The organism is Flavobacterium sp. LC2016-23 (genome assembly GCF_009674775.1).
Classification (GTDB): domain Bacteria; phylum Bacteroidota; class Bacteroidia; order Flavobacteriales; family Flavobacteriaceae; genus Flavobacterium.
This window is the reverse complement of record NZ_WKKE01000025.1, coordinates 25,478-50,305: the sequence shown is the minus strand read 5'-3', so window position 1 is coordinate 50,305 and position 24,828 is coordinate 25,478. Positions and strand designations below refer to the sequence as shown.

20 protein-coding genes are annotated in these 24,828 nt (G+C 37.5%); 5 read left to right on the top strand and 15 right to left on the bottom strand.

Annotation, left to right across the window (positions count from 1 at the left end):
• Positions 1-9: 9 nt before the first annotated feature.
• The 14 genes from GJU43_RS19100 to GJU43_RS19040 all read right to left on the bottom strand — a co-directional run bounded on the left by GJU43_RS19100 (position 10) and on the right by GJU43_RS19040 (position 19,463).
• Positions 10-1,668 carry a contractile injection system tape measure protein gene (locus GJU43_RS19100; protein WP_154342976.1) on the bottom strand — a complete coding sequence of 553 codons (1,659 nt, stop codon included), beginning with the start codon at positions 1,666-1,668 and terminating at the stop codon, positions 10-12.
• A complete protein-coding gene (locus GJU43_RS19095; RefSeq protein WP_154342974.1) occupies positions 1,669-5,118 on the bottom strand; it encodes a PKD domain-containing protein in 3,450 nt (1,149 codons plus the stop codon).
• Positions 5,119-5,130: 12 nt separating this feature from the next.
• The gene (locus GJU43_RS19090) at positions 5,131-7,833 is read right to left on the bottom strand and encodes a hypothetical protein (RefSeq protein WP_154342972.1); all 2,703 of its coding nucleotides are present in this window, start codon (positions 7,831-7,833) and stop codon (positions 5,131-5,133) included.
• Complete coding sequence (locus tag GJU43_RS19085) at positions 7,821-11,132, bottom strand: baseplate J/gp47 family protein (RefSeq protein ID WP_154342970.1); 3,312 nt, start codon at positions 11,130-11,132, stop codon at positions 7,821-7,823. Before GJU43_RS19085 ends, GJU43_RS19090 begins: the two co-directional genes overlap by 13 nt.
• 546 nt (positions 11,133-11,678) lie before the next feature.
• Positions 11,679-12,089, bottom strand: coding sequence for a GPW/gp25 family protein (locus tag GJU43_RS19080; protein WP_154342968.1), 411 nt, complete (start codon positions 12,087-12,089; stop codon positions 11,679-11,681).
• 2 nt (positions 12,090-12,091) lie between these two features.
• The gene (locus GJU43_RS19075; protein WP_154342966.1) at positions 12,092-12,382 is read right to left on the bottom strand and encodes a PAAR domain-containing protein; all 291 of its coding nucleotides are present in this window, start codon (positions 12,380-12,382) and stop codon (positions 12,092-12,094) included.
• A gap of 4 nt (positions 12,383-12,386) precedes the next feature.
• On the bottom strand, positions 12,387-14,132 hold the full coding sequence (gene vgrG, locus GJU43_RS19070) for a type VI secretion system tip protein VgrG (protein WP_154342964.1): 1,746 nt from the start codon (positions 14,130-14,132) through the stop codon (positions 12,387-12,389).
• On the bottom strand, positions 14,132-14,815 hold the full coding sequence (locus GJU43_RS19065) for a LysM peptidoglycan-binding domain-containing protein (protein ID WP_154342962.1): 684 nt from the start codon (positions 14,813-14,815) through the stop codon (positions 14,132-14,134). The genes vgrG and GJU43_RS19065 overlap by 1 nt, the downstream gene beginning before the upstream one ends.
• A gap of 1 nt (position 14,816) precedes the next feature.
• Complete coding sequence (locus GJU43_RS22855) at positions 14,817-14,975, bottom strand: DUF5908 family protein (RefSeq protein ID WP_195760068.1); 159 nt, start codon at positions 14,973-14,975, stop codon at positions 14,817-14,819.
• A 2-nt stretch (positions 14,976-14,977) separates the two neighbouring features.
• Entirely contained in the window at positions 14,978-15,424 is a 447-nt protein-coding gene (locus GJU43_RS19060) for a phage tail protein (protein ID WP_154342960.1), read from the bottom strand.
• Between the two features lie 2 nt (positions 15,425-15,426).
• Positions 15,427-15,855, bottom strand: coding sequence for a phage tail protein (locus GJU43_RS19055; RefSeq protein WP_154342958.1), 429 nt, complete (start codon positions 15,853-15,855; stop codon positions 15,427-15,429).
• A gap of 30 nt (positions 15,856-15,885) precedes the next feature.
• Positions 15,886-18,003, bottom strand: coding sequence for a phage tail sheath C-terminal domain-containing protein (locus tag GJU43_RS19050; RefSeq protein ID WP_154342956.1), 2,118 nt, complete (start codon positions 18,001-18,003; stop codon positions 15,886-15,888).
• Between the two features lie 18 nt (positions 18,004-18,021).
• The gene (locus GJU43_RS19045) at positions 18,022-18,864 is read right to left on the bottom strand and encodes a hypothetical protein (RefSeq protein WP_154342954.1); all 843 of its coding nucleotides are present in this window, start codon (positions 18,862-18,864) and stop codon (positions 18,022-18,024) included.
• The gene (locus GJU43_RS19040; protein WP_154342952.1) at positions 18,861-19,463 is read right to left on the bottom strand and encodes a DUF4255 domain-containing protein; all 603 of its coding nucleotides are present in this window, start codon (positions 19,461-19,463) and stop codon (positions 18,861-18,863) included. Before GJU43_RS19040 ends, GJU43_RS19045 begins: the two co-directional genes overlap by 4 nt.
• A gap of 895 nt (positions 19,464-20,358) precedes the next feature.
• Here GJU43_RS19040 and GJU43_RS19035 point away from each other — a divergent pair.
• Positions 20,359-20,766 carry a hypothetical protein gene (locus GJU43_RS19035; RefSeq protein WP_154342950.1) on the top strand — a complete coding sequence of 136 codons (408 nt, stop codon included), beginning with the start codon at positions 20,359-20,361 and terminating at the stop codon, positions 20,764-20,766.
• 152 nt (positions 20,767-20,918) lie between these two features.
• On the top strand, positions 20,919-21,425 hold the full coding sequence (locus GJU43_RS19030) for a hypothetical protein (RefSeq protein WP_154342948.1): 507 nt from the start codon (positions 20,919-20,921) through the stop codon (positions 21,423-21,425).
• Positions 21,426-21,616: 191 nt separating this feature from the next.
• Here GJU43_RS19030 and GJU43_RS19025 read toward each other — a convergent pair whose 3' ends face one another.
• On the bottom strand, positions 21,617-22,021 hold the full coding sequence (locus GJU43_RS19025) for a helix-turn-helix transcriptional regulator (RefSeq protein ID WP_154342946.1): 405 nt from the start codon (positions 22,019-22,021) through the stop codon (positions 21,617-21,619).
• Between the two features lie 522 nt (positions 22,022-22,543).
• Here GJU43_RS19025 and GJU43_RS19020 point away from each other — a divergent pair.
• From GJU43_RS19020 to GJU43_RS19010, 3 genes are all read left to right on the top strand, one after another.
• Entirely contained in the window at positions 22,544-23,278 is a 735-nt protein-coding gene (locus tag GJU43_RS19020; RefSeq protein ID WP_154342944.1) for a hypothetical protein, read from the top strand.
• 135 nt (positions 23,279-23,413) lie between these two features.
• Positions 23,414-24,019, top strand: coding sequence for a hypothetical protein (locus tag GJU43_RS19015; RefSeq protein ID WP_154342942.1), 606 nt, complete (start codon positions 23,414-23,416; stop codon positions 24,017-24,019).
• Positions 24,020-24,328: 309 nt separating this feature from the next.
• Positions 24,329-24,733, top strand: coding sequence for a lysozyme inhibitor LprI family protein (locus GJU43_RS19010; RefSeq protein WP_154342940.1), 405 nt, complete (start codon positions 24,329-24,331; stop codon positions 24,731-24,733).
• Positions 24,734-24,828: the final 95 nt, after the last annotated feature.

The window sequence follows — 24,828 nt, the reverse complement described above, 5'->3', positions numbered from 1 at the left end:
TTTTTAAAATTACCAGTCCACAAAAATTACTTTGTTTTTCCAGGCCAGTTTTACGATTCCTATATTCCAGGTAATCTTATCCAGCAAGATGTCCTGTGTTTTTCGTTCTACAAGGACTTTTGGATTATCTCCGGTCAGGATTATTTTTCCGGGTCTTTGTAAATATTCGTTTTGCAATAAGGCGGCAGAAGAGTTCTTCATGACCGGCCAGTGGTCTAAAGCCGCCCGAAGCATTTCATTGCTGTGTTTTTTGAACGCTTCTGGCAGTATGATATTTCGGTTAATGGTTTGGCTGAGCGGAATGTTGCACAGTAATTTTTCGAACAGCATTTCATTCTCATAATCCTGCTCTTTTGCTGTTGCGGTATAATGTAAAAGATGTGCGGCAACCTCGGGATCTGTTATCGTATTGTCTTTATTCAGTAATTCACAATTCACAAAAAGCTGTTTCAGGAAAGGATGAAGTAGTATCAGTCCCGCATTATTTACATAATGATTGGAAGGAATTTCAGGAATCGTTTCGTCATTTAAAAATAAAGCAGGATCCAAAATTTCGGCTTCTTTGGCCTCGTTAGTATGTAAACGAGCATTCATTTCTAAATCTTTTTGAGTACCCGATGCCGCAGTTTCATCGGTTTTCGAAAAATTAGATTGTATCGATTTGTTGTTGTTGTTGTTACTGTTGTTAGTGTTTTTGTTAGTGTTTTTGTTAGTGTTTTTGTTAGTGTTTTTGTTACTGTTGTTACTGCTGTTTTTTTGCAGTATTGCTAATGCTTTTTGTTCCAGAATAGTGGTTAGTGTCAGGACTTCATGAGCAAGATTGCCGAGTACTTCTAAAACAGATTTGTTTATGATTTGCTTATTGAGGTGTTCTAAAACCAATTTTGAATCGTATTTTCGAACCGCATCAAAAGAAGCCATCAGGGAAACTAATTTTTCTTTTAGGATACTGTCGTTATGCTTTAACAGCTCTGACAGGACGATATCCCAAATTAGATTTCTCTGCTGTACTCCTGTTCCGGATGGTGCAACAACAGTTTTTATACTGTTTTTAATTTGGGTAATATTTTTCGATGTCGTTTCTTCAGCAGCTAATTCTAAAAGGAAGGTGTTTTTTAGAATAGTGAAAATCTGGTCATCGGATAATTGTTTTATAAACCGGGTTCTGACTGGACGGCTTTCTAATGCATTTCGTAATTTAAACTCAAAAGCTTTGTCTCCAATCATTTTTTCAAAGGGATCTTCTGCTGTTACGTCAAGCGTGCTTGCCGGATCAGACCACCATGAATGGGTTCCGGTTTCTAAAAAAGTGAAGAAGGCATTCAGGTCTTTTTCTTTATTCTTAACGAAGGTGAACTGTTTTGTATCAGAAAAGCCCTGTTCGATTTGTTTCTCTATTTGTTTTTGAAACTGATTGATAATTTCGAGTTTTATAATTTCAAAATCAATAGCAGCAGCAATAGAAAAATCCATATTTAATTTTTCGATCTGAAGACTGTGCAAAGGCATTTTCTTATCGAGCGTATTAAAATACGTTTCTAAAAGAGGAAATAATTCTTCTTTTAGAAACGTGTCCAGATGGTCTTTCAGGTAATACGCGTTTTCTTTAGAAGGCGTATGGACCTCAACAAATAGTTTATTGATACTATGTCGGTTAGCAGTCTGCATTTAGGCTAAATTTTCTAATTGTAATTTGATTCCATTTAAAATAAATTTCAATCCTTTAAATAGTACCCCCATATCTTCAAGGAATTTTTTTAGTGTTCCTTTAGGGTCCGTATTGTATTTCATTTCTACAAAACCTTTTAACAGTGTTTCGAAACGGGTTGAAATTGTGGTAATCTGTTGTTCAAATTCTTTTAGTCTGTCTGGTTTCTGACATTTTAGAATATAATAAAACAGCGAAATATGGTTTTCGACAAGGAAACTCAGTACATTTTTCTCCGAGGCAGTTTTAGCATTTCTTACCGCTAATAGTAAAGTATCGTAAATAAGAGCAGTAAACATTTCAGCTAATTGATTATTAAATTCGCCATTTACAAAACCATCCACTTTTTTGTCAACGGTCATCAATTGTTTTTCAATTTGATTTGTCAAATCAATAGTTTCGGTACTAAAATTTTTAAATTCGCGAAGGAGTTTTATTCTTGCTATTTCTTCAATTGTTGTTTTAGTAAATGCACTTACCGTTTCAAGACATGGATTTGTTTCAACAGGCTCTTTAAGAATAATCTCTTTTGCATCTGTGCTTTCACCACATCTTTTATTCATTGCCGTAAGTGATACCGTGATAGATCCGCTGTCATATTTAGAGACAGAGCGTATTATTGGGTCTTTAGATTCTGTTTCTATTATTTCTCCCGAAATATCCCATGTATATCTTTCTGCATCTGCAGCATTATTGGTAAGTATAAGATCATCGCCTTTTATCGCATAATTGAAGCGTGCAAACGGCGGATTTTGCAGGGTAATGACAAGATCTGTAGGTTTGCCATTTGCGAATATTACGACTTTGTCTACATTTTCAGGAACATTATAACCAATAAAAACATATTGTCCCGCATCATCCTGAGAAACACCGTCACCGCTTAAGATTACTTTGTTGGTTGGGGATTCGATGGTAAGAACATACGGTGTATCGTCATTTCTGCAGACGAATCTGGTCTTAATGCTGATTTTGATATCGGTGATCTCAAAAACTACCGAATGGTTGACCTGAAAACTGCAATTTCCATTGTCCCCGATAACGGTTACCGGGAAACTATAGCTGTCTTTAGCAGGTACTTTATATTTATAAATATGCTGCATTTTTGTTTCTGTAGTAGTGATGCTATCGGTCCCGTCACCAAAATTCCAAACGTACTTCATGCCTTCCTGATTTTCTCCGGTAATAGTAAAATCGGCCGTAACTTCATTCGTTTTCTCTGATTTGGTGATTATAATGGTAAAATCAAATTTTGGTTTTCTGAAAATGGTTACTTCGCATTTTGTTTCGAAATTATTAACCGTAAAAGAGATGGGTTTCCCGATTAGTTCTTCGCTGACCAGTTTCGGATCAAAAACAAATTCGCCGTATTGATTTGTGGTAACGCCTCCGTTTAAATCTTCGTCGATATCAGCCTTTACAAAACCTCCGGTCGGTGTGACATGAAACGGGTAATACGGGGTGGTATCATCAAAACAGAGTTTGTTTACCGGTAAAGACAGCGTGATGAAGTTATCATCGCAGCATAAATAAGGCAGGGTAAAGTCGGCTACGATTGGATTTAATACAACGGATTCCCCATTATCACCCTCTTTCTCAAAATCACCGGCCAGCGAGTTTCCGCGTGGAAATTCATACGGATACCCATAGCCATAATAGTACGGATACTGGCTGTATTCTCCTTCAATGTAAATCATGACAAAGGTGCCTCCGGGGGCTACACCGGCTTTATGTTCGTAGCCATGATTTTTGTTCAGGTAGTAAGAGGTGAAATTCTCCATCACTTCCTGCGCTTCATAGGCATTGATGGCCAGTACTGCTACATTGAATCCTAAACCGTTCTGACGTCTGATGTCCTGAATGGTTTTTAGTGCCTCTTTGTAATTCTTTCCGTGATGCCCTTCAATTCTATAGAAATCATGGTCTGCTACAACTTCCAGCGGACGTTTTGTATTTAAAAGGTTGTCGTGATAACTCCTGTTGCTGCGTTGTTTTCCTAAAGCCGTTTTTTCGTAATCCCAAAGTTCAATAAGGTGATTTCCCACATTATTATAAAACGGAATCGCTTTTTTACCTAAAACACCTAATTTAAAACTCGGTGTAATTTTTATGGTATTGTAATTAACATTATAGTTGGCCAATAGTTGTACGCAGCGTTTAATAAGGCTGTACAATTGCTGCAGGTCCGTGTTTTTTCCGTAGCAGATTTTAATTTCCTTGCCTTCCAGATCGATCACAAATTCTGAAATTGTATCTTCAGTACCAGGTTCGTCAAGCGCGTCCAGTGGCAAACAATCTTTGCAGGTACTCAGGTTTTGACCGGTAAGCAAAGGTGATTTGTAAAAAGCGTGTCGGTATTCAAAACAAGGCCCGGTTTTTACTACTTCTCCAAGCATTAAGTGTTTGGGAAACGATTTAAGGTCCGGACAGCAAAATTCACCATCCATAGTGGCTAACAGGAGCTTTATCTCGTTGTACGTGTCAATTAAATCGTTAAGCAGATCGTAGCGGTATTGAAAATCCGGAGGGACATTGTTTTCGTTAAAACTGTATAATTCGTTCAGGTTTTTTTTAATAGAAGCAAGCATAACCGGCATTTGTAAACCGTTCAATAGGATTTCAAAACCCTCACGCAGTTTATTCACCACATTGTTCTTAAAGATCCCTTTGGCAAATTTCTTTTTGACTTCATCGTAATTCTTGAAATTTTCCGGCTGCAGTACAATGCGGTTGGAAACGATGTCGGGTAATGTATGGTAGAGGTTGGCGAAATTGGTAGCCGTAATCATTTTATCGTGGCTGTTAATTTGTGCCGCAACCGTTTTGCTCACCAAAAGCGCCTTGTGATTGCCAATAATTTCCAATCCCTGATTGTCGCAGGAAAGGCTGACACAGAGATCCAGATCTTTTTCATACGATTCGATATACAATAACAGTACAGCGTCATGTACGTCCAGTCCTGTATTGTCTTTCAGATATTGTATCGGAAAAGTATTGGCATTATCAAGCGCCTGCTGTTCATATGTTAAAAGTTCGAAGATTTCCAGCTGCTCACTGCCATTATAAAAATAGGGTTTGTAGGCTGCCTTTTTATTGTCGTGTACTTTGTAGTGCGTGTATTGTTTGCTTTCAAGATCAATAATTTTTTCACCGTTCGGAATTGTATTATAGAGATGCAGCAGGTCACCATCCGTAGTTATTCCGCTGCCCTGTGTTATGGAGATGTTTTTTGCCGTTTCATTATAAGAAACCTGAAAACCGCAAATGATCCCTACGCCACTGAGACCAATTCTGGAAAGACGGTCCTGATCATCAAAATAATCTACAATCTCGTTAAGATGTCCTTCTGTAAGTACCTGATTTTTTGTAAATTTTCGGTACAGAGTTGTTATGGTTGAAAGTTTTGCTAACATGTTGAATGGTATTTATAGTGATCCTAAATTTGTTTTTCCTAGTATTATTTTTTCGAATTGATTTTCATTTTCGTCGCTGCAATCAAATAGTCTTCCCGTAGGATATAAATTGCTGAGGTTGGATAGGGACTTAATAAATGCTATTAATTCGGTTTCCGGTTGTTCCTGGTTCAGCCCCGTTTTAGCAAACAAATAGGCTTTGTAAGTGTTTTCAAGCTGTAAAAGTTCATTCTCTGCCGGGTTTTCAATTTCATTTTTCCGATGCCCGACCCAGCAGATTTTTGCCAGTACGTGTGCCGGTAATTCTTCCTTGATTACTTTTTCCATATAGTTTCTAAAATCGGTGTTGGCGAAACGCAGGGTGTACCCGGGCAGAACTATGCTCACACGATAGGAGTAGGGATCCAGAGGTTCGCAGGTTTTGCACTCATCGGTACAAATCGGTAAAAAGGTTTCCGGATTTACCGTAGTCAGACTCACATCCGGACGAAGCATCATGTGTTCGACTATAAACATTCCCTCCTCTGTAAAAACTTCTTTCATGAAATAAATCAGGTCCAGAATAGACTGTTTTACTTCCTCAAGGGTGTCATAATACGTATAGCGTTTTGCAATAATGCGGTCGGCATTGTCTTCGTCTTTGATTAACGGATTAATAATGTCATACGAATACCTGCCGGAATCGGCCTGATGGATCTGAATATTATCAATCACTTCAGGATCCGAAATTCCGTTTTTAAAGGCCTCTTCCACATTATATTCCCGCGTCTGTATAATTTGTAAAACGGCAAAATACAATTCCCTGTTGGCGGCTGAGGTATCGTAATACTCCTCGGTGGCCGAGAGGATGATATTATTTTCCCTATCCCTGATTCTCCATCGGTACACCAGCTGATTGTCGGAATCAATAAAATGGTAGAGATCAACAAAAGAATCGGAAAGGTGTCTTCGCTTGTAATCTTTGATACCCAGCAGTCTCGAAATCCTCTTTTTTACACCCGAGACATTATCAGTATCCCATAAATTGCTATTCGGCTGTTTGTAATAGTTAAAGGAATTGCCGCGGTTTTTGCTTACGATTTTATAATCTTTCAGAAAGTCTTCTTTAGTTTTCAGCACCACTTCGTCTGTAGCCGTACCGTATATACTTTTGTTGATGAAAACATATTCAGAAAAACGTTCTGCAAAACGCCCTAAAAGATGGTCCAGAATAGCATTTCTTCTTTCGATATTATTGTCCAGTTGTTTAAAAAGAATCTCGGTCAGGTATTCATCATTGTTTTCAGGATAGTCATTTACCAGTTCGCTAAGCCCTTCGATATCTTTTATGGCCTGGGTAAAGAACGTTTTAGTAAGATTGCCGCTTACCGAAAGCATTTCATTCACCTGACCTAAATGTTTAAAATAGCTGCCCAAAATCTGATCAAAGAATAAAAGATAGCCTTTGAGCTGTTTGGCCTGAGATTTTCGGGCTACGCTGGCTCTTGAAGGCAAGCCGGTTTCCCCAATTCCGTAGGTATCCGGAAAATCGTTTTGTATGGTGGTATAGCTGTCTGTGTCAAGATAATTGCCATTCGGCAGTTTCAGTTCTTTATTGTGGCTTGAAAAAGCGGTGGCTTCATCTTTCGCTGCTTCAAATTCATCCAGATAAACCTGTACTTGTGACTTATTGATATTGAGTGGCAGCAGGCCTTTGTTATAATTGAAAACGCTTTTGTAGCATATAACCGGTTTTTGATATTCTTTGAGACAGATTAACCATTGGTTGGCATCAGGTTCACCGTCGCCGCAATTTCCCAGGGAAATATCTTTGATGGTAATCACTCCCGGAACATTCATTATTAATTTTATAATATCCGATAATCGTACTTCGCTGGTCAGCTCCGCTTCCATTAACTCTTTGGTATCTATAAAACCATTTTCCAGGATGGGGCCGTCAAAAATTTCAAGGGAAGAATAGCCTTTCTCTATCATTTGCTGCACCGAATAAAAACGGACTGTTGTTGATAAATAACCATCCAATGCCTGTAAGACAAGGGCGTGCACCATTTCTTCATCGGCCTGGGTATCTACCTCAATACTGGCACAGATTTTTATCGGATATTCATCCACTTTTATAATATTGATCAGGTCCTCACACAGATTTCTGTTGGCATGGTATTTTTCTCTTATTTTCTCTTTAACACTTTTAATTACCGAAGGCTTGTTGCTTTCAAAATCTACATAGAGATCATATAAACCTTTAAGCTCAAACTGTTTTTTAAAACCTCTCGGAACTTCAGTAAAATCCTTATAATCATAAGATAACTTATCCTCTTTGCAATTGACATATACCGTTTTTTTATGTTTGGCAGGCCAGCAATTTTTAACCCCGTCAATATCGATAAACAGTTTTCTGTAATCGAGCGCCGTTACCGGACTGGTAGGCAATACTTCTGAGGCTTTAAAAAACTGCGAAGCAATATCTTTGCTCTTCTGATCGGAAGCAAGAATATTTTCGATCGGAAGATTCATTCGCATGCCAAGGTCGGTTATGGCGTAGCAAAGCATCTCCAGCATCGTAATACCCGGATCATGCGAGTTAAAATCGGTCCATAATTTGCCCCCGAGCTGTTCGATATATTCAATACCTTTTTTTCTCAGGTAAAAGAAATCCAGGTCGTCTTCGGTGGCCACTTTTTTAGGAATAGTGCTATGTGGATTTAATATTGACATATCTCTGGTGCTTGAATATTAGGTTCTTTACAAGTTTTTATATCGGTAGAAATAATATGATTTTTTACGGATACAAGAATGCGTTTTGGGTTCGATGGCGACACTATAGGCAAGAATTCCAATCCGGCCTGATAAGCAGGATCATTTACATTTTCGGGTTCTGTAGGATCTTCTAGTTTCGCCATTTCCAGTTCGGCCAGATAGTCTACATAATATAATTTTTCGATGTAGTCAATGACCGTGCTTCGGTGCAGCTCAATTCCGAAAAGAATGTCCTGAGAGGTATCAAATGCCCACGGCGACAGGAATTTTGCGATATCTTCATTCAGCTGTTTTTTATAAAAATTCTCATCGTATTCTTCATAAAAACGGACACTTAATTTTACCACCACTTTTTCGTATTCCGGATTAATGACCACGGCATCTACATGCATGCTGTTCAGGTTACTAATGTAATTCTGAATCTTGTTTAAGGTCGCCGAACTTACTCTGGGTTCATAGATGTCAAAGACATTTTTGTTTATAATATCCGGCACTACAATAAGCGTTACATCGCCCGGTGAAAGAAAGGAATTGGTGGTATTATTGGTATGGTTCAGGCATTTTACGCGGAATACTTCCGGAAATTCCTGAAGGATCAAATGCTCATAATCCCACAGTGTGATGGCCCTGTTTTTATGGCGCAGGCGTTCGCTTACGCGTTTGTAATAGGTGTCATCCGACTCCTGGGGTTTTCCGTTAAAAGAATTAAAAGGCTGTGAGACACTTTTAACTTGTGTTATTCTTGTAATAAGTTTAGAAATTGTTTCGGCAGGCAATCCTTTTTCCAGATGCGACAACTCATTGTCATTGTCGAAAAATTCGGCGGTAACGACCTGTGTTTTTATATCGATGACTTTACAGACGGCATCATAGGCTTTATGCATTTTGGCTTTTATCCAGATGAGGTTGCCCGGAAATAAAGTATTGGTTTTTGTGGCCTGTTTCGGAATGCTAAATTTCAGAATACCTGACTTTAAAAAGTTATCGATAGAATTTCCCAGAATAGCATTGTCAAGATTTTTCCACTGGTTATCGCAAAGAACAAACCATTCTACTTTTTGTTTTCCCGTAAAGGAATCCGCTAAGGGATTCTCGCTTCCTTCCAGTATCTGAAACAGTAAGGACACTTGTTGTAAGGTTTCTGCCTCGTCAAGTCCGATATAAAATTCGCCCCCATTGCAATAGTCAGGAACCAGACGGCTTGCGATTGTACTATTTAGATCAAGAACCGCTTTTTGTCTGGCCAGTTTTTTAAGATAAGAATGCTCTTCACTCTGTCCGAAAGGGGCTTCATGAAATAATTTTATTCGTTCGGTTTCATATTGTTCCTCGGTTTCGTTGGTGAAATTGGTGGTTTCCTCTGCCGTATAATTCAAACTGATTGATTCTGCAAAAGGCGTATACGCTTCGTTTGGAATAAGCGTTTCGGGAATTTTGCTCATGATGGCGAGCGTATATATTTTTGGATATAAAGCATGCAGAAACGATTGGTTTAAGGTCAGTCGGATTGGGCCGCTTTTATCCACATCATAGGTATTTCCTGCTACGGAGAAGATGGTTTGATATAGTGCATCTTTCTTTGTGAACAATACTGTTTCTTTACTTTTTTCCTCCCAGTTTTCTTTATTTAATACAGAAACCGTCGCTTTAAAATAAGCATCTGAATCTACAATAAGATCGGATATATTCGAATTCAGAATGAGCTTGCTTTTCTCCGGAGTAGTCACCACTATGTTATCTTTAGGCTGTGGATCTTCCGGCTGGTTGGCAGACAATTCCGTTACGATTTCTTCCATAAACATTCCCTGATAAAAAATGTTTTTGCTTATGGTCGTAAGGTATTTGCTTTTGTAAGCATCATAATGGGTCTGAAAAGAGGTTGGCGTATTTTTCCAGTTGATCGTAATGTCAACATTTTTCCATTTTTTCGAAAAGATCTCCGGATAATTGATAAGAAAGGAAGAACCTTTAACGGGCTGTGTTGTAAAAGGGTAGAAAGGTTTGGCGGCATTCAGCAGACCGGTGTCGCTTTCCAGTGCTAAAGATTTAACCTCTTTTACGGCTACTTTTACCGTAATGTCGCTAATGGTTTTGGTCACTAAATTTCGAAATAAAGAATGGCCTTTTTTATTTTCGGTATGAATTAAAAAGCGAATAACAGGCTGTGTAGCGGAGAATGATTCGCCCAGTATTTTTTGATTATAATTGACGATGGCCGGAGTATCTTTTGGAATCTGAAAGACAAGTTTTAACTGATTTCCTGAAATAGCCGATGTAGTGTCATTCAGTTTAAAATCACCCAGCCATTCTTTTTCGCCACTGCAAAAAATACTAATGTTATCGGTAAGGTCATTCACCGTAAAAGGTCCGGATTCAAAAGTAAACGTCTCCTTAAAAGTGATGGTGATATCAATATTTCTTTCTCCTTCCTGTAATTCCAATAGGGGAGAAGCGATGGCAAAACCCAGTTTGGCCGCTGGTAGTTCTGTATATTTTTCTTCGGCAGACGTATAGCCGAAAGGCAGCCAGTATTGTGATCCTTCTTTGAGGCTTTCACCTTTTCCGTCGAGCGAATTTGCCACTTCGCTGGCTTTAATTTCTTTCAGGGTAATGTCATTATAGACACTTTTTAGTTGTGTAATCTGCGCTTTATTGGCAATTAGTTCTTCGGTGGTTTCATAAATGAGTTTGTTTCCTTCCGCATCTTTTCCGGCATCTAACTGAGTTTGTGGTGCAATTCGTTCTTCGGTACTTTTTTTGGCCAGTTCAAAAATAATATGCACTTTATCGGCTTTTGCCGGAAGTTTTTCGATTTGCAGGATGTCTTTGTAAAAGAAATCGAGGTGTTTTTTTGTAATTAAATTGAAACGTGTTTTAGACAATTCCAATAGCTTTAAGAAACACACAAAAAGCGTCATATGGGGAGTCAGCGTACCTTCAAATTCGATGTCGCTCAGTGTTTTGGATATATTTTGTTTTAAAGCAGTATAAGGTTTGTCTTTTCGGTACGGAATGTCTTTTGGTAAACCAAAATGGTCAAAAATCTCCTGCCAGTTGCCAGCTGCATTTTCGCTGTCGCTGGTTTCAAAAAACTTAACTTGTCTGGCGAAATTATAGGTAAAGAGTAACCAATCCTCCATATCAAAGTCATGGAGCTCCAGATTGTCGGGATCGAGAATAGAATTCAGGCGATCGCCCTGATCTGTGCCATTTCTTTTGAATAATATATCGTTTGTATGGTCGCTGTTGTTACACATAATACTATTAAATATGAACCCCGGGGGGTATAATTCATTAAACGTTTCATTAAAAACTTACAAGCATAGCTTTACTTTTTTTCCGCAGATCGCAGTTTTTTGCCACTCCCGATAAAGGATCTTAACTAATTAAAATCTGCCTGATCTGCTAAATCTGCGAGAAAAAAGTACTCTCGCAGATTTAGCAGATTTTGGAGATCATAAAATCATCCTAATCGTGTAATCTGTGGCTAAATATTTTAGCACATAATTTTCTTTATAAATTGTCACCCTGAGCGAAGTCGAAGGGCGTTCCAATTGGCACATGGGCTTCGGGCTTCGGGCTTCGACTTCGCTCAGCCAGACAATCGGCTCCGCTCAGCAGACAGGTTTTTAGTTGTCACCCTGAGCGGAGTCGAAGGGCGTTTCAACTGGCACTTGGGCTTCGACTTCGCTCAGCCAGACAATCGACTTCGCTCCCCCAGACAATTGTAAATTACTAAGCCTGACAGATAGCAAAAACAATTTTCAATTCACAACCCATAACCCATAACTCATAACTCAATCCTAAATATTAGTCCCTTCCTCTTTATAAAAAGGATATACCATATTTGTTCTTGAATTCGTTGCCCGTATTTTATAATCTAAAACCACTAATAACTCGCCGTTTAAATCATCTCCCTGAGTGATGCCGATTTTCTCTACATCAATGCGGGGTTCGTGGTATAAAATGGCGGTTCTTATTAATTCAGACACAAAGGTTTTTAGAGTTCTGTTCAGCGGATTAAAAAGCAGTTCCTCCATATTGCAGCCATATTTAGGGAGCATAATACGTTCTCCTATTTTGGTTGACAATAAAATTTCGAGACTGCTCTTAATATCCTCCTCATCAGCAATCATTACAACAGATTTTGTTGTTTTCTTAAATTCGGGTGGAAAACTCCATCCGGTTCCCAAAAAAGCTTGTTCACTTTCCATAATTAACCGATTAAAACAGTTGCTAATCCCGCTACTATTGTTCCGCCATGTGCGGTGGAATCTCCCATTCTGGCCGCAGGTTTCCCTCCGATCAAAACCGTTGAAGAACCCATTGCGATGCTGTCGGGCGGACCGCTGCAGGTGGCCATATCCCCGACACAGGCCGCCGGAACTCCGCCAATTAAAACGGTGGGTACGCCGGCAGGTAAAATCGGTCCGCCTACATGCGGAACGGTTCCTGTTACCATTGGGCAAACATGCATATCTGAAACTCTTGCGGCCGGTGCTCCCATGACTTTAATTTATTTGTACGATACTTCCTTTCAGGATGGCAGTGGCTCCTGACGATACTTCCGCGCCTGCACTTCCTTCTGCCTTGAATTGTGCGGAGGCACTTACCGAAACATTGGTCCCTTCAATTTTGACATCTCCGGTCGCTTTTAGTTCAATGTTTCCGGCACTTTCCATTTTGATGCCCTTGCTGTCTATGGTGATGACATTCGAATTTTCATCCTCGATAATAATGACGCCTTTGTCTTCATCCAGCGTGATTTTTTTTCCCGCAGGCGTTTCAATTCCGATTGATTTTTTTTCATCGTCAAACAAAACCTTCATTTCGCTCCGGGTTACAATTCCTTTCTGGTGATTGGCATCGGCAGCTGTTATCGGAGCAGGTTTTCCGCTGCTGTGAAGCATTCCTAAAACGATGGCGTTATTCGGATCTTCATTGATAAAACCGATGATCACTTCATCTTCAATTTCAGGCCGGAAAAAAATCCCCCTGTTTTCTCCCGCATCCGGAGAAGCCACGCGGCACCAGATCCCCTGTTCTTCATTGTTGATGATCGGAATTTTTACTAAAATCCGGTCTTCGCCATTGGGGTCACTTTCGAGCTGGGTTACAATTCCGGTATGCAGTCCTTTTATGGCGGGAATGATGCCGGAACCGGTAGGCGTATGGATGTCGAATGTTTCAGAAAACCATTCCGGATTCAATCCGAATTGGGCGTCGATCGTCCAGTTTCCTTCTGAGATTTCATGGAAAACGCCGGTGATGTAAGCCTTTCCGTTGAACCGGTCACCAACGCCTTCAAGGGTAATGATGGTGTTGGGTTTTACGGCAGGGATTCCCTGAAATTTAACCCTTCCGCGGATTTTTGACAATTGCTGAAAGAGCAACTTGGCATCGGCCCAATCCTGAAGTGCTACATCCGATATAGCACCGCCATGACGTAACTCAAGGTTTTCCAATTCGATGGTTTCGGCCAGATCTGAAGGGCTTAAATTTCCGTTTAAGGAAACAGCCGGATCATTCGCCTCAATCTCAAGCAATTCCTGATTGCTGTAATCCCAACTATACGAAGACACTTTTGCGAATTGGTTTCTCGCATCTATTTCAGCGTCAAAGTCCAGTAAACTGGCGCCAAAAGTGACTGTTTCAACAGACGCTGCCGTTACATTGGGTTTGCTGATGGTGATTTTGCCATTCTCCACAAAACAAAGTTTACCGCTGGCCTGTGCCCGTGACACTATAAAATCCCAATCGGAGGTATTGTACTGAACCAGTTCTTTGTGACTGAAATTGGTGGCCTCCACGTCTTTTTCCAATCCGTACGCATCAATAATTTCCTCGAAAGCCTCACTGTCTTTTACATCATAGAAATATTTGCTCTTTCTGCCGATGGTCAGTTTTACAGCTTCGTCTTTGCATTCGATAATCAGCAGTGAAGCACCGCTTTTTATTTTGATGGAATGTTTGATGACAATGCCTTTGTAAATCGTTTCTTCATCATTGTGATAGCCGGCCGTTATTTCAATTTTCTTACCCGGAATTAACAGATCTTCATTACTTAATTTAAAATCCCTTTCAGAAGCTTCCCCGTCTGTCAGTACAATTTGGGCCATAGGAATCCGGTTCACCTCATTTTGTACCACAACACTTTTTACCTGATAGGTTTTAGATAATTCTTCCCCTTCAATTAAAATTTTATGCGTTACTAAATCGGCACTTTTACTGGTTTGTATGACTCCGCTGTTGTTCATCAGGATTGTTTTTGTAAGGGTGGAAAAAATAGTTTTTGCCCTGTTTTTAGTTTTCTGAAATTGACAATGTTATTCACCCGGGCGACTTCCAGATAATACTTGGAATCGCCGTAAATTGTAAAGGACATCAGAGGTAATGTATCACCTTCCGTTACCGTTCTGTAATGGGTCAGGTCGGGTGACTTATTGTTTTCTTTTGCGGCCCTTAAATTATCCTCGACAAAACCCTGAAATTTTCCTTTTGCAATCGCCCTGATTGGCGTACCGTCGGGTTTGAAGAGTTTGAATTCTATATTCATTTCGGTCATGGCGCCCTTGAAGAGCAATGTTCCCCAGGAGATAATCAGGTAATTGGGCTTGTGTTCGTCGCCGTTGTAATCCAGGATCACTTTCTTGAATTTCTCAATGTCGTCAATGATTCCGTCGTCAGAACTGGCATAGCCGTTAATTACTCCCGACCGGTCAAACACGAAATCGAGTTCCAGGTTTTCGGGTAATTTTTTATTGAACTTCGGAGAAACCGTACTCGTGCCGGCAGCCTGAGTCTCATCGGCTTCAATCTTATAGTGATAGGTGTACTTTTCCGGATTCATTAAAGTAGAAAATTCACCATCCGCAATTTTGTTGTTAAATTCCGGATCACTATACGCAACCACTTTGAGTTTTTCTAATTCACCAGCCATGTCATCGTTCTTTTTTACGTTCTATAATTTTCATTACCTGTTCTACACACTCGGCTACCGGATCTTCGCCTTTGCTTTTTGATGCTTTTGAAGGAGGATTTTGTTTTGATCCTTCCTCCACGTTTATCCTGATGTGAAGCTCTTTTATTTCTATCGGCATGACTAACTTTTAATTAAAGTGAAATAATTGTAGGTAAGCTCAAAGTTTTCGACAACGAGCTTACTTTCTTCCGCACTAAAATCCTCAACGGCCCATTTTACGGGATATGCGTGAACTACATTCCATGAAATCAGGGGCTGATGTTCCTCATCGAGCAATTTGATGGTCAGGTTGACCGGCTTGAACGCGAAGTTTTCAATCGCATCCCGACACCAGTCTATAACGGCAGAATCAATCAGCATTCCCCTTTTTAAAGTCAGGTTTGGATATTTGGTCTTGACCGGAAGTTTATGCTTGAATCTGTTTTCACCACCTTCGGCTATCTCTTCAGTTTCAATATCAACAGATAAACCGGAAACCGATTGAAACTGATGGTCTTTTGCCTGCGAGCCAAGACCTTCAAATTCAACTAAAAAGTGAAAACCGACAGGTGGATAATAGTTAGCCATGATTAATCATTTTGGATCGATAAACCTTCATGAACCAATTCCATTGATTCGATAGCCACTTCGTTTCCGTCGGCTTTTAGATCAGTCGACTGCACTTTGGTGGGCCATGCATTTTTTACTTTCCAGGTAATCACCGGTTCGTGTTCCTCATTGAGTAATTTGATGGTAATGTCCCTTCTTTCGATGGTGTTTAGTTTTACCGTATTCCACCAGGCGTAATATTCATTATCGCTTTTAAAAGTGCCTCTTTTCATCGTAATGTTAGAGAACTTCTGCATACCCGGCATCTTGATTTTGCTGTACTCGGGACTAGCACCCTGACGGTACTCGATAACTTCCGTTTCTACATCCAGTCCGGAGACCTCTGTAAAACCTATTTTTGTTCCGCCCCAGTCTACTGAGAAATGAAACTTTGATAATGGATAACTCATGATTTATATTTTTTTATGTTGATAGATTAATTAAGATTCCTGCATTTTGTGTGAAAAACGAAGGATGATGAACTCTGCCGGACGAACCACTGCCATTCCGATTTCAATAATCATTCGGCCTTCAAGGATATCCAAAGCCGACATCGTCTGACCCAGTCCGACCCTTACATAAAAAGCCTGTTCCGGTTTTGCTCCGGCCAAAGCTCCGGCTCTCCACTGAAGGATTAAGAAATTCTCAATCATTGCTCTGACTCTTATCCAGGTATTCGCATCATTAGGTTCAAAAACAAATTGTTCCGTTGCTTTTTTGATGGATTCTTCGGCCATGTTGAAGAAGCGTCTCACCGGTACATAACGCCATTCGTTGTCATTACCTGCCAGGGTTCTTGACCCCCAAATCAAGGTTCCCTTACCCGTAAAGCTTCTGATGGCGTTGATGGATTTACCGGCTACAGTATCAACATTTAAATTATCCTGATCGCCATTTGTTATTTTTAGCGTTGGTTTGATCACATAATTGATGCCCACGTTGGCTGGCGCTTTCCAGACCCCTCTGTTGGAGTCCACACGGGCATAGATTCCGGCTACGGCGCTGCTTGGAGGCAGTGTAACAGGAAGTGCTCCGATTTCTGCTTTTATGGCATTGTAGGATTTGTTGTCTAAGCCCTCAATATCCCCCAGGTAACGACCGTTCATGGCACCGTTGTTGGTGTCTTCAGAATTAATAGCATTAATTTCGGTTTTGATATCATTCACCAATGCAGTCAGCGTTTTACCCGGCAATGGTTTGTTAAAGACGTCCGTTCCAATAGTCAGAGTGTCATCCGGTAAATCAACAATAGAAGCCGGGGCAGAAAATTTAAATAATTTGGCAATCTCAAGCACTACATTATCTACAACGGTGCCCAAAGCAGCGGTTGTTTTTGCGGCAAGTGCCTTTGCTCTCAGGTCATCAAGGGCTGTTTTTACGCTTTCAATTTTATTGGCGCCTTCAAATAAATTCACAAATTTTGAAAGGGCTGCCTCAAGAGGAGCTTCAGCACCGGGATTGTCATCTTTAACAGAGGCTATCACCGAATTGGCTGCGTTTTCTATTGTTTTTTTATCAGAAATTAGTAAACCTAAATCAGCAGATAATTGAGTCAGCTTGTCTGCAAATCCGTTTTTTAAATTAAGCGCATAATTGGCAGGGCCGGCAGCGACATTAAAACCAGCCGGATTAGGAGAATCTATAAATAAAAGTACATTCGCTATTTTTCCTTCAATAGTATCATCTGCGGGAGTTCCGCCGGCATTACTGATACTAACAAGATTGGAAAGCGTTGTTGGAATTGTTACTAAAGCCTTATCAACATCATTTGATGCGGTGCTTATTGCATCAGGAACATTCGTAACATGATGAATTAAAATATCATCTTCGTTGTATCGGTAATCCAATATAGTTTCCAGGTACGGATAGTAGGCGGCCCCATATTTCAGGTAGTCCTTATCCAGAACGATTTGGTTTCTCAAAGCAGCAGCGTCGTCTCCAATATCATCTGAAGTATAAGTGTCTATGATTGTAAAACGATCCTGCATATCATGGCATTGTGTCAAAGCATCACCATACAGCGCATAAAAATCAGCTTCACTTAATGCTTTTGCATCCGGAAACAGGATTAGTGTAGGTTCGTCTTCTCCTTTTAGTAAGTCTAGACCGTTTTTCAAGCTTTTTCCATTTACCAAATCTGTAAATAACACTGTATTTTGATTGCCATTCACGTCTTCATATCTGTCAACAGATACAATATAACAAGGTCCGCCTCCATTTGCAAAATACATTTGAAGCGCATAATACATCAAAAAAGGCTTAGGATTACTGGGTTGGTTCACTACAATTTGTCTGTCCGTAAGAACATTGTCAGTGACTACATCTGTAATTTCTACAGCTATAGAATCTTCAGGATATGCGAACCCGAAATACGTTTCATAATCCAGTAAAGAAGTAATTCGGGTTGGAACCCTGTCTAAATCGTTCTCGATTTTTTTAACAGCTTTTTCTGTATAGCCAATAAAAGCGGGAATCGCTGTTTCTACCTGGGCAACGGAAGGAGGGAACTTTACGATTTCCTCAATATATACGCCAGGTGTTTTGTAAGTTGTTGCCATAATTGATTGTTTTAATTATTAAATAAATATTTCCGAATAATAATCACCGTTATCTTTTGTTATTGATTTTACCGATGGATTAGGATATTGAGTGTCTGCTAATTGAGAGGGAGTAAAGTCTGCATCCGGATCAATTTCAACAAAACCCGAATAGGTCAGTGGCTTTACCGTATTGGTTTTAATTGTGATGGCTGTTTTCCTGTTGATATATCTCCAGAGTGTTTTCCTGTTGTCAAAATGAATCTTAAAATTGGGACTTAACATTTTCCCTGCATTCGTCACAATGTTTTTGGCAGCGATATCGGCTTTCATGCTCAGTGACAGTATTCCGAAGACGCCTTGTCTTTCTGCCGTATGCAGTTCGGATAAGAATTGGGCTGTTGTTTCTTCAGATACTAGATAATCATTTGAAACCAGCACAGTATCATTTATTTTTGGAATGTATTGAAACGTACCGGGTTCGGTTGAAGGCTTGACGTTGCTGAACAAAAACATTTGATTCAGTACAAATTCCAAATCGGTGTAATGCTCAAACTGATAATCCTTGACACACACGATAAAGTCCAGTTTCAAATCGGGAGGAACACTGATATAGGGATCGGTTTCGTCGGCTTCTTTCACTTTAATGTAGACTCTGAATCCTGTTTTGGTTGGTTTGAACGCCATTTTGTAATTTCGCAATCGTGTCTGAGTTTCGACGGTTGGAGTGATAGCAGCAAAGGAATCGTAATTGAATTTTTGAATCATTTTTTCCTTATCCGCTGCAGACATACCGGCATACGTATCTTCACCGCTGTTCAGAAAATAATTGTGCAAAAATGTTACTTCAAATAACAATCCGTATGTAAGATTAAAACTCATGACTGCTCTTTTGTTTTGGTTATACCTTTGACTTTGCCGATTAGTTGTCCTTCGCCCTGAGGGATATTGCGTTCAATTTGTATCATGCTCACTTTGTATAAAGCCGAGGGAAATTGCTTGCCGCCTAACGTTCCCCAGATATAGTTCAGCTCTTCAAAAGTGGGCGTATAAAGCTCGACCGTGAATCGAAAGTTGTCAATATTGGTCATGGCCACATTATTTCGGTTGTAAATAGTGTTGGCTTGCGTAAAAAGTTTTTTGCCCTGAAAAAAGGCTATGATTTTTGAAATATCATTAAGCGAGTTGATGTATTTATTTCTGTTGGCACTAAAAAGCAAATACAGATTTAGATTAATGACGCTGTTTTTATAAATGGTTTTGGAGTTTTCAACGGCATGATTCGGAAAGTTCTTTAAAGTACTTTCTTCATCCAGATTGATTAAAGTCAACGCTACTTTATCTTCTAAATTGGTAGATACAATTTCGTTTTGAGACTCCAGTAAAGCAATATTTTCGGCCACAACGGTTTTATCCAATCCGATTTCGTCGAGATAGTTGTTTACTTGTTCCGTAATTATCTGAATAACTTCAAAAATCATCTTATGACAGGTTTTAATACATTTTATAGTATTGTTAATCAAGCAGGTATTTTTGTTTTTAAAAAACACATCCCGTTTATGACAGCATAATTTGAATTTGCTGAAGGGATGCCCTCTGGGGCTTAGATTTTAAAATAAAGAAGTGGGGCTTCCGGTGTACTTTCAACTGGTACTAAAACGAGTGCTAATTGAATTGTCGAAGTTATACAAACGAACAGGTATCAAAAAAGGGGAAAAACACCCTTTTTTTTAGGTTAAAATACTGATTTTTAAATACTTGTTCGTAAGTCGAAGTTTTGTTTTATTTTCAGGTATAAAGGAAGATGAGCAGTGGTAAAGCGTATTAAAACGGTAATAAAGTTTTGTTTTTGATTTTAAAGTACCGCATTCAACTGACCGTAAAGGCTGTAAAAGCTACGTAAAGGTTTAAGAGTTAAATTTTTGCAAATACCGCTAGAGCACGGTGATTGTATTTTTTATGTCATTTTATTGCTGTGGGAAAGTTGATTTTATTTTTCAGTTTCCCATAGTTAAAAATGTAGTGATAAAATTTTTATAACGGGAGATATCAGTTTGATTATAAAAGGCATTAAATTTACAATTGTTTGAAAAAGTGTTTTAATAAAATGTGTTTAAAATTATTAAGATAATTTTAAACACAAACTTCAAATTTCTCTGGATTTTTTTGTCTTAGTAACGGGAAGGATTCAAATAGATAACCAGTTTTTTTTAAGATTATTACAAGTATTATTGCATGCGCGTCTTAATGATTTATAATGAAAAAATTACAATACTTATCACATATATCTACCCTAATTCGGTTAGTTCTGTGCGGTTTTGTTACACATACAAATAAGTTGGCAGGCATTTGTTAGAGAGCACTTAAAAAGAAACTATGAAAAAAACTATATTATATGTACTACTGATCGCTACATTTTCTTGTCAAGGAAAAAAAGATGTCGTTGATAATGGCGAGGATTTGGATGATAGATTTATACAAGAAATTGGAAAAATATATTATCCTGAGAAAATAGATACAAGACCTAAGAAAGTTGGACCTCGTAATGAAAAAAAAGATTACATAATTGACATTACTAACAGTGATTCTTTAAAAGAAAGCTCAATAAATCTAGCATTGAATTCTAAAAATATTGCTTATTTATATAAAAAGCATTTAATAAAAAATCACAGAATTCCTAAGAACATAATTGTAAATGTCAAAAGAACAAATGGGAATAACCAAAGTTTTGAATTCGACGAAAATAAATTAATAAAATTGGAAACTACAAAAGAGAAATCTTAATAACAGCCAATCTAACAGCAGTTAATACAATGGATTTGTGTATTTGTCTTAATAGAAAGTTGGTCTTTTATTTGGGATTATTTCCCAAATCCACTGTAGTACCAGAATGTTGTATGTCATTTTAATCAAAAACCTGCTAAAAAGTTAATCAGATGTTTTCAAAAAAAGTTTTATTTATAATTTGTCTTTTCTCATTAATTAGCTGTGGATACATCAGAATACCAAAAAACGAATATGGAGAACCTGTTCTGAATGAAAAAGTCAAATACACTTTTTTAGATATCCCGACTGAAACGGACTTAAAAAAAATAGACACGTCCACATACTATGTTCAAATTTTTGAAGGACGATATTATAATGATGGAGAAAAAGAAAACCCTCAAGTTTTAAAATTTCACAGTGATGGATTTTTTAAAAAATCTATAGTAACTAATTTGGAAAAAAATATTCATAGAAATAAAAATTCTATTTACTATGGTGGGAAATATAAAATAAAAGAGAATGTTATTGAACTCGAACAATTTTATCCGTCAACAGGTGGTTCAACTAATTACTATATCAGAAATATAAGCAAAGGAAAAATTGATGGAAACAAAATAATCTTTGACGACAATAAATACTCACTTACAATTTTTGAAAAAAAACAAGATTTAAATTAAAAAGAAACAGCATATAACAGCTACTACAATGGATTTAGGCAATACGCTCAATGGAAAGTTGATTTTGTATTTGAGATGATTTGCCAAATCCGAATACTGAGTTTAATTTAGTAGCAAACCCGCTGTAGTTCCAAAGCAAAAAAGAGACTTGGGAAGTCTCTTTGTGGAATTAATATATCGTATAATTGTGATTATTTATTAATCAATTTTTCAAGCCTTGCCATCATTTCATCTTTTTCTTTCAGCATGCGCTCAAATAAATCAATTTTTTCTTCGTGAAGTTTTTTCAACTCTTCGATAGGATTGAAGTTGAATGTAGATTTAGGATTTCCAACACAAGCATTATCTCCAAAAGTATTCGAAATGATATTTATTGCTTGCTCCTCATCAAAATTCTGAAACGCTTCTACAGGAATTTTTAATGCCTCCGAGATTTGATTAAGAATATCATCTTCAATTATATCTTTTTGCTCCAGCATAGAAATTTTCTTTTGATTCCAGTCATTTCCCAGATCAAAAGCCAATGCTTCCTGTTTGATGCCAAGCATTTCTCTAAAACGTTTTACGTTTCTTCCCTGATGTATTTTCTGTTCCATAATGCGTATCAATTTTCTAAAGGCTCAAAGATAAAGCCATTCGGCTTAAAAATTCTGAGTTTCAAAGATAAAAAAAAATCCTTTAAATGTCCGTTTTTTCAGATGGTATATCCGATTTTGCTCCGCTCCGGCATGAATTCCTTTTCGGGTGAAATAAAGTTAATAGACAAAGAATTTAAACCCCAGTTGAATCAAGGTATTTTTGTTTCGTTCTTGTTTTTATGATCATAAACCGGAACTAATTAAAGTTATAAATAAGAATCAGTAGGCCATAGACTTGTAAAACTACTGAAATTTATACTTATTTATGTACTAAAAGTATTCAACAAGTAAAAAGTCTGTTTGATGGTTTATGAAATAAATATCCTATTTTTGAAAACAAATAAGCACTGAAATTTACCAGAAATAGCGCCCCAATTTAGGATAGATAACTTTCATATCGTCAGACATATGCACAAGTTATGGATTATTGAACCTAAAAAGAAAGATCTGAATATTAAACAAATAATAGAATAAATGAAAATGAAAAAACAAATTTTAATAAGCTTGATTATAATTAGTTCAAGTTTGACAATGAATGCACAATGGAATGGTATAAATCCTGTTTGGACTACATCAAACGTAGGAATTGGAACTGGTTATGCTGGAGTTGGAATTATTTCACCAGTAGAAAAACTTACAATTGGAGAAATGGGAGGTAATTTTGCAGTTCAAGACCGTCGAACTTCAACAACTGAAAAATACACAAGTGGATATAAATTTTATGATTATAATGGGGAATCCGCTTCAATTTTACTTGAGCATAATAGCTATTTTGGAAATAACTTTCGGACTCTTAAATTTATGGTAAATGGAAATGAAGGATTTAGGATTAGTTCAAATGGTTTCGTAGGAATTGGCACGATTAATCCAGCTTATAAACTTGATGTCTGCGGAACCATTAGGGCAAAAGAAATAAAAGTAGATTTATTAGGAACTTGTGTTCCAGATTTTGTGTTTAAAAAAGATTATAAATTAATGAGTTTAAAGGAACTTGAAAAATTTGTAACAGCGAAACAACATCTTCCAGAAATAGCGTCTGAAAAAGAAATGATTGAAAATGGACTCAATATGAAAGAGTTTCAAATGAAATTATTACAAAAAATGGAAGAAATGACCCTTTACATAATTGAACAAAATAAAAAAAATGAAAAGCAAGAGCAAGAATTAAAAATGTTAAATGCTAAAATCAGAAAATTGGAATCTAAAAAAAGATAAATATTTTCAAGCAACAACCCATAACAGTTAAGACAACAGATTTGGACAATAGGCTTAATTTAGTCCCATAGTCGCTGTAGCTCAAGAACGTTGGTAGTAATACACTTTCAGAACAGAAAAAAAGAAAAAATATCAATGCATAAAATTTGGAAATTAAAAGAATCTAAAACCAATAAAGTAATTTTGATTCAAGACAAAGTAATCTATAAAGGGAATCCAAAGGAAAATGATTTAAATCGCATAAATTCAGAAACAAGTGATTTTAGTTATTTAAAAGATTTATTCAGTATTCCATATTCTTACATTAAGTTAATAGAAAATCAAAGCGGAAAAAATTGCATCAAAATATTTTTTAGCAGAGATTCGGAGGAAGAATTATATATAGAAAGTGAAATTATAAAAAAAGAGGTTTTTGAGTTTCTGAAAAACGATATTCAGAATTTAAAATATAGCGTTGAAATTCCGACTGCTCTAAATTATGCAAAAGCTCAGGTTTTTGCTTTATTTTCGGTTTCAGGAATTTTTAGTTGGTCACTATACTTAGCAATTCAGATTGAAAGTGGTGCGGAATATGAACTTATTGGCCATGGAAACCCTGGAATTACGGGAATTGTTTTAGCAATTGCGAATTTTGGGAGCCTTAAAATAATTGTCGGATATTTGATACTATTAGGAATAATAATATTCGCTTTGACAAAAAGGTTAAAATCAAGAAGTGAAACTGAATTTCTAAAAAGATAAAAAAAGGCTATTGCCAACATACGTCTGTAACGATTTTTAAATTTAGTGGAATTGCTGTTTTAATTCGTATTTTAGCCGAAAATACTCGTCTTAGTAAGCTGCAAACAGCTACACAAGTGAGAATAGGCAACATTAAAAATGAGCGACAACCAACAAATATCTGAAAGAAAATACGCAGCCAGTTTAGCTCGAAAATATTTTAGTGGAGAAATCTCTAAAGATGAAATATTAAGTAGATTCCCTGATTACGAAAAAGATTTTAAGATGCGGCTTCTTTAAATCGCATCATCCAAAAATCAAAAATGATTTATGATACAAAAGCCAATAATTATAATATTTATTATACTTTCCTTTAATTGTAATTCACAAACGCTAAAAACAATTGAAAAAATTGAAACATCTTATCAAAATTGCTTAGACAAAGGAGATAATATGAAAGATTGTTACGTTGAATATTATAAACAAGCGGACAGTTTACTTAATGTTGCTTATAAGAAATTAAAACTAAAACTTAGCATTGAAAAACAATCCAGTTTAAAAGCGGAACAGTTGGAATGGTTAAAAAAGCGGGACAAATATTTCCAAAAAGTCTATTCAGAAACTAAAAAAGAAGAAGATTTTATTGAAGGTAGTAATGATTTCGATATGATTGTAATAGACAAAAAAGCTGAATTTGTTTTTGAAAGAGTAAAAGTACTTATTAAAAGAACATAAATCTGCGTCACACAACAGCTACTAAAACGGATGTGGGCAATAGGCTTAATGGAAAGTTGCTCTTGTATTTGGAAGATTTGGCAAATCCGAGAATT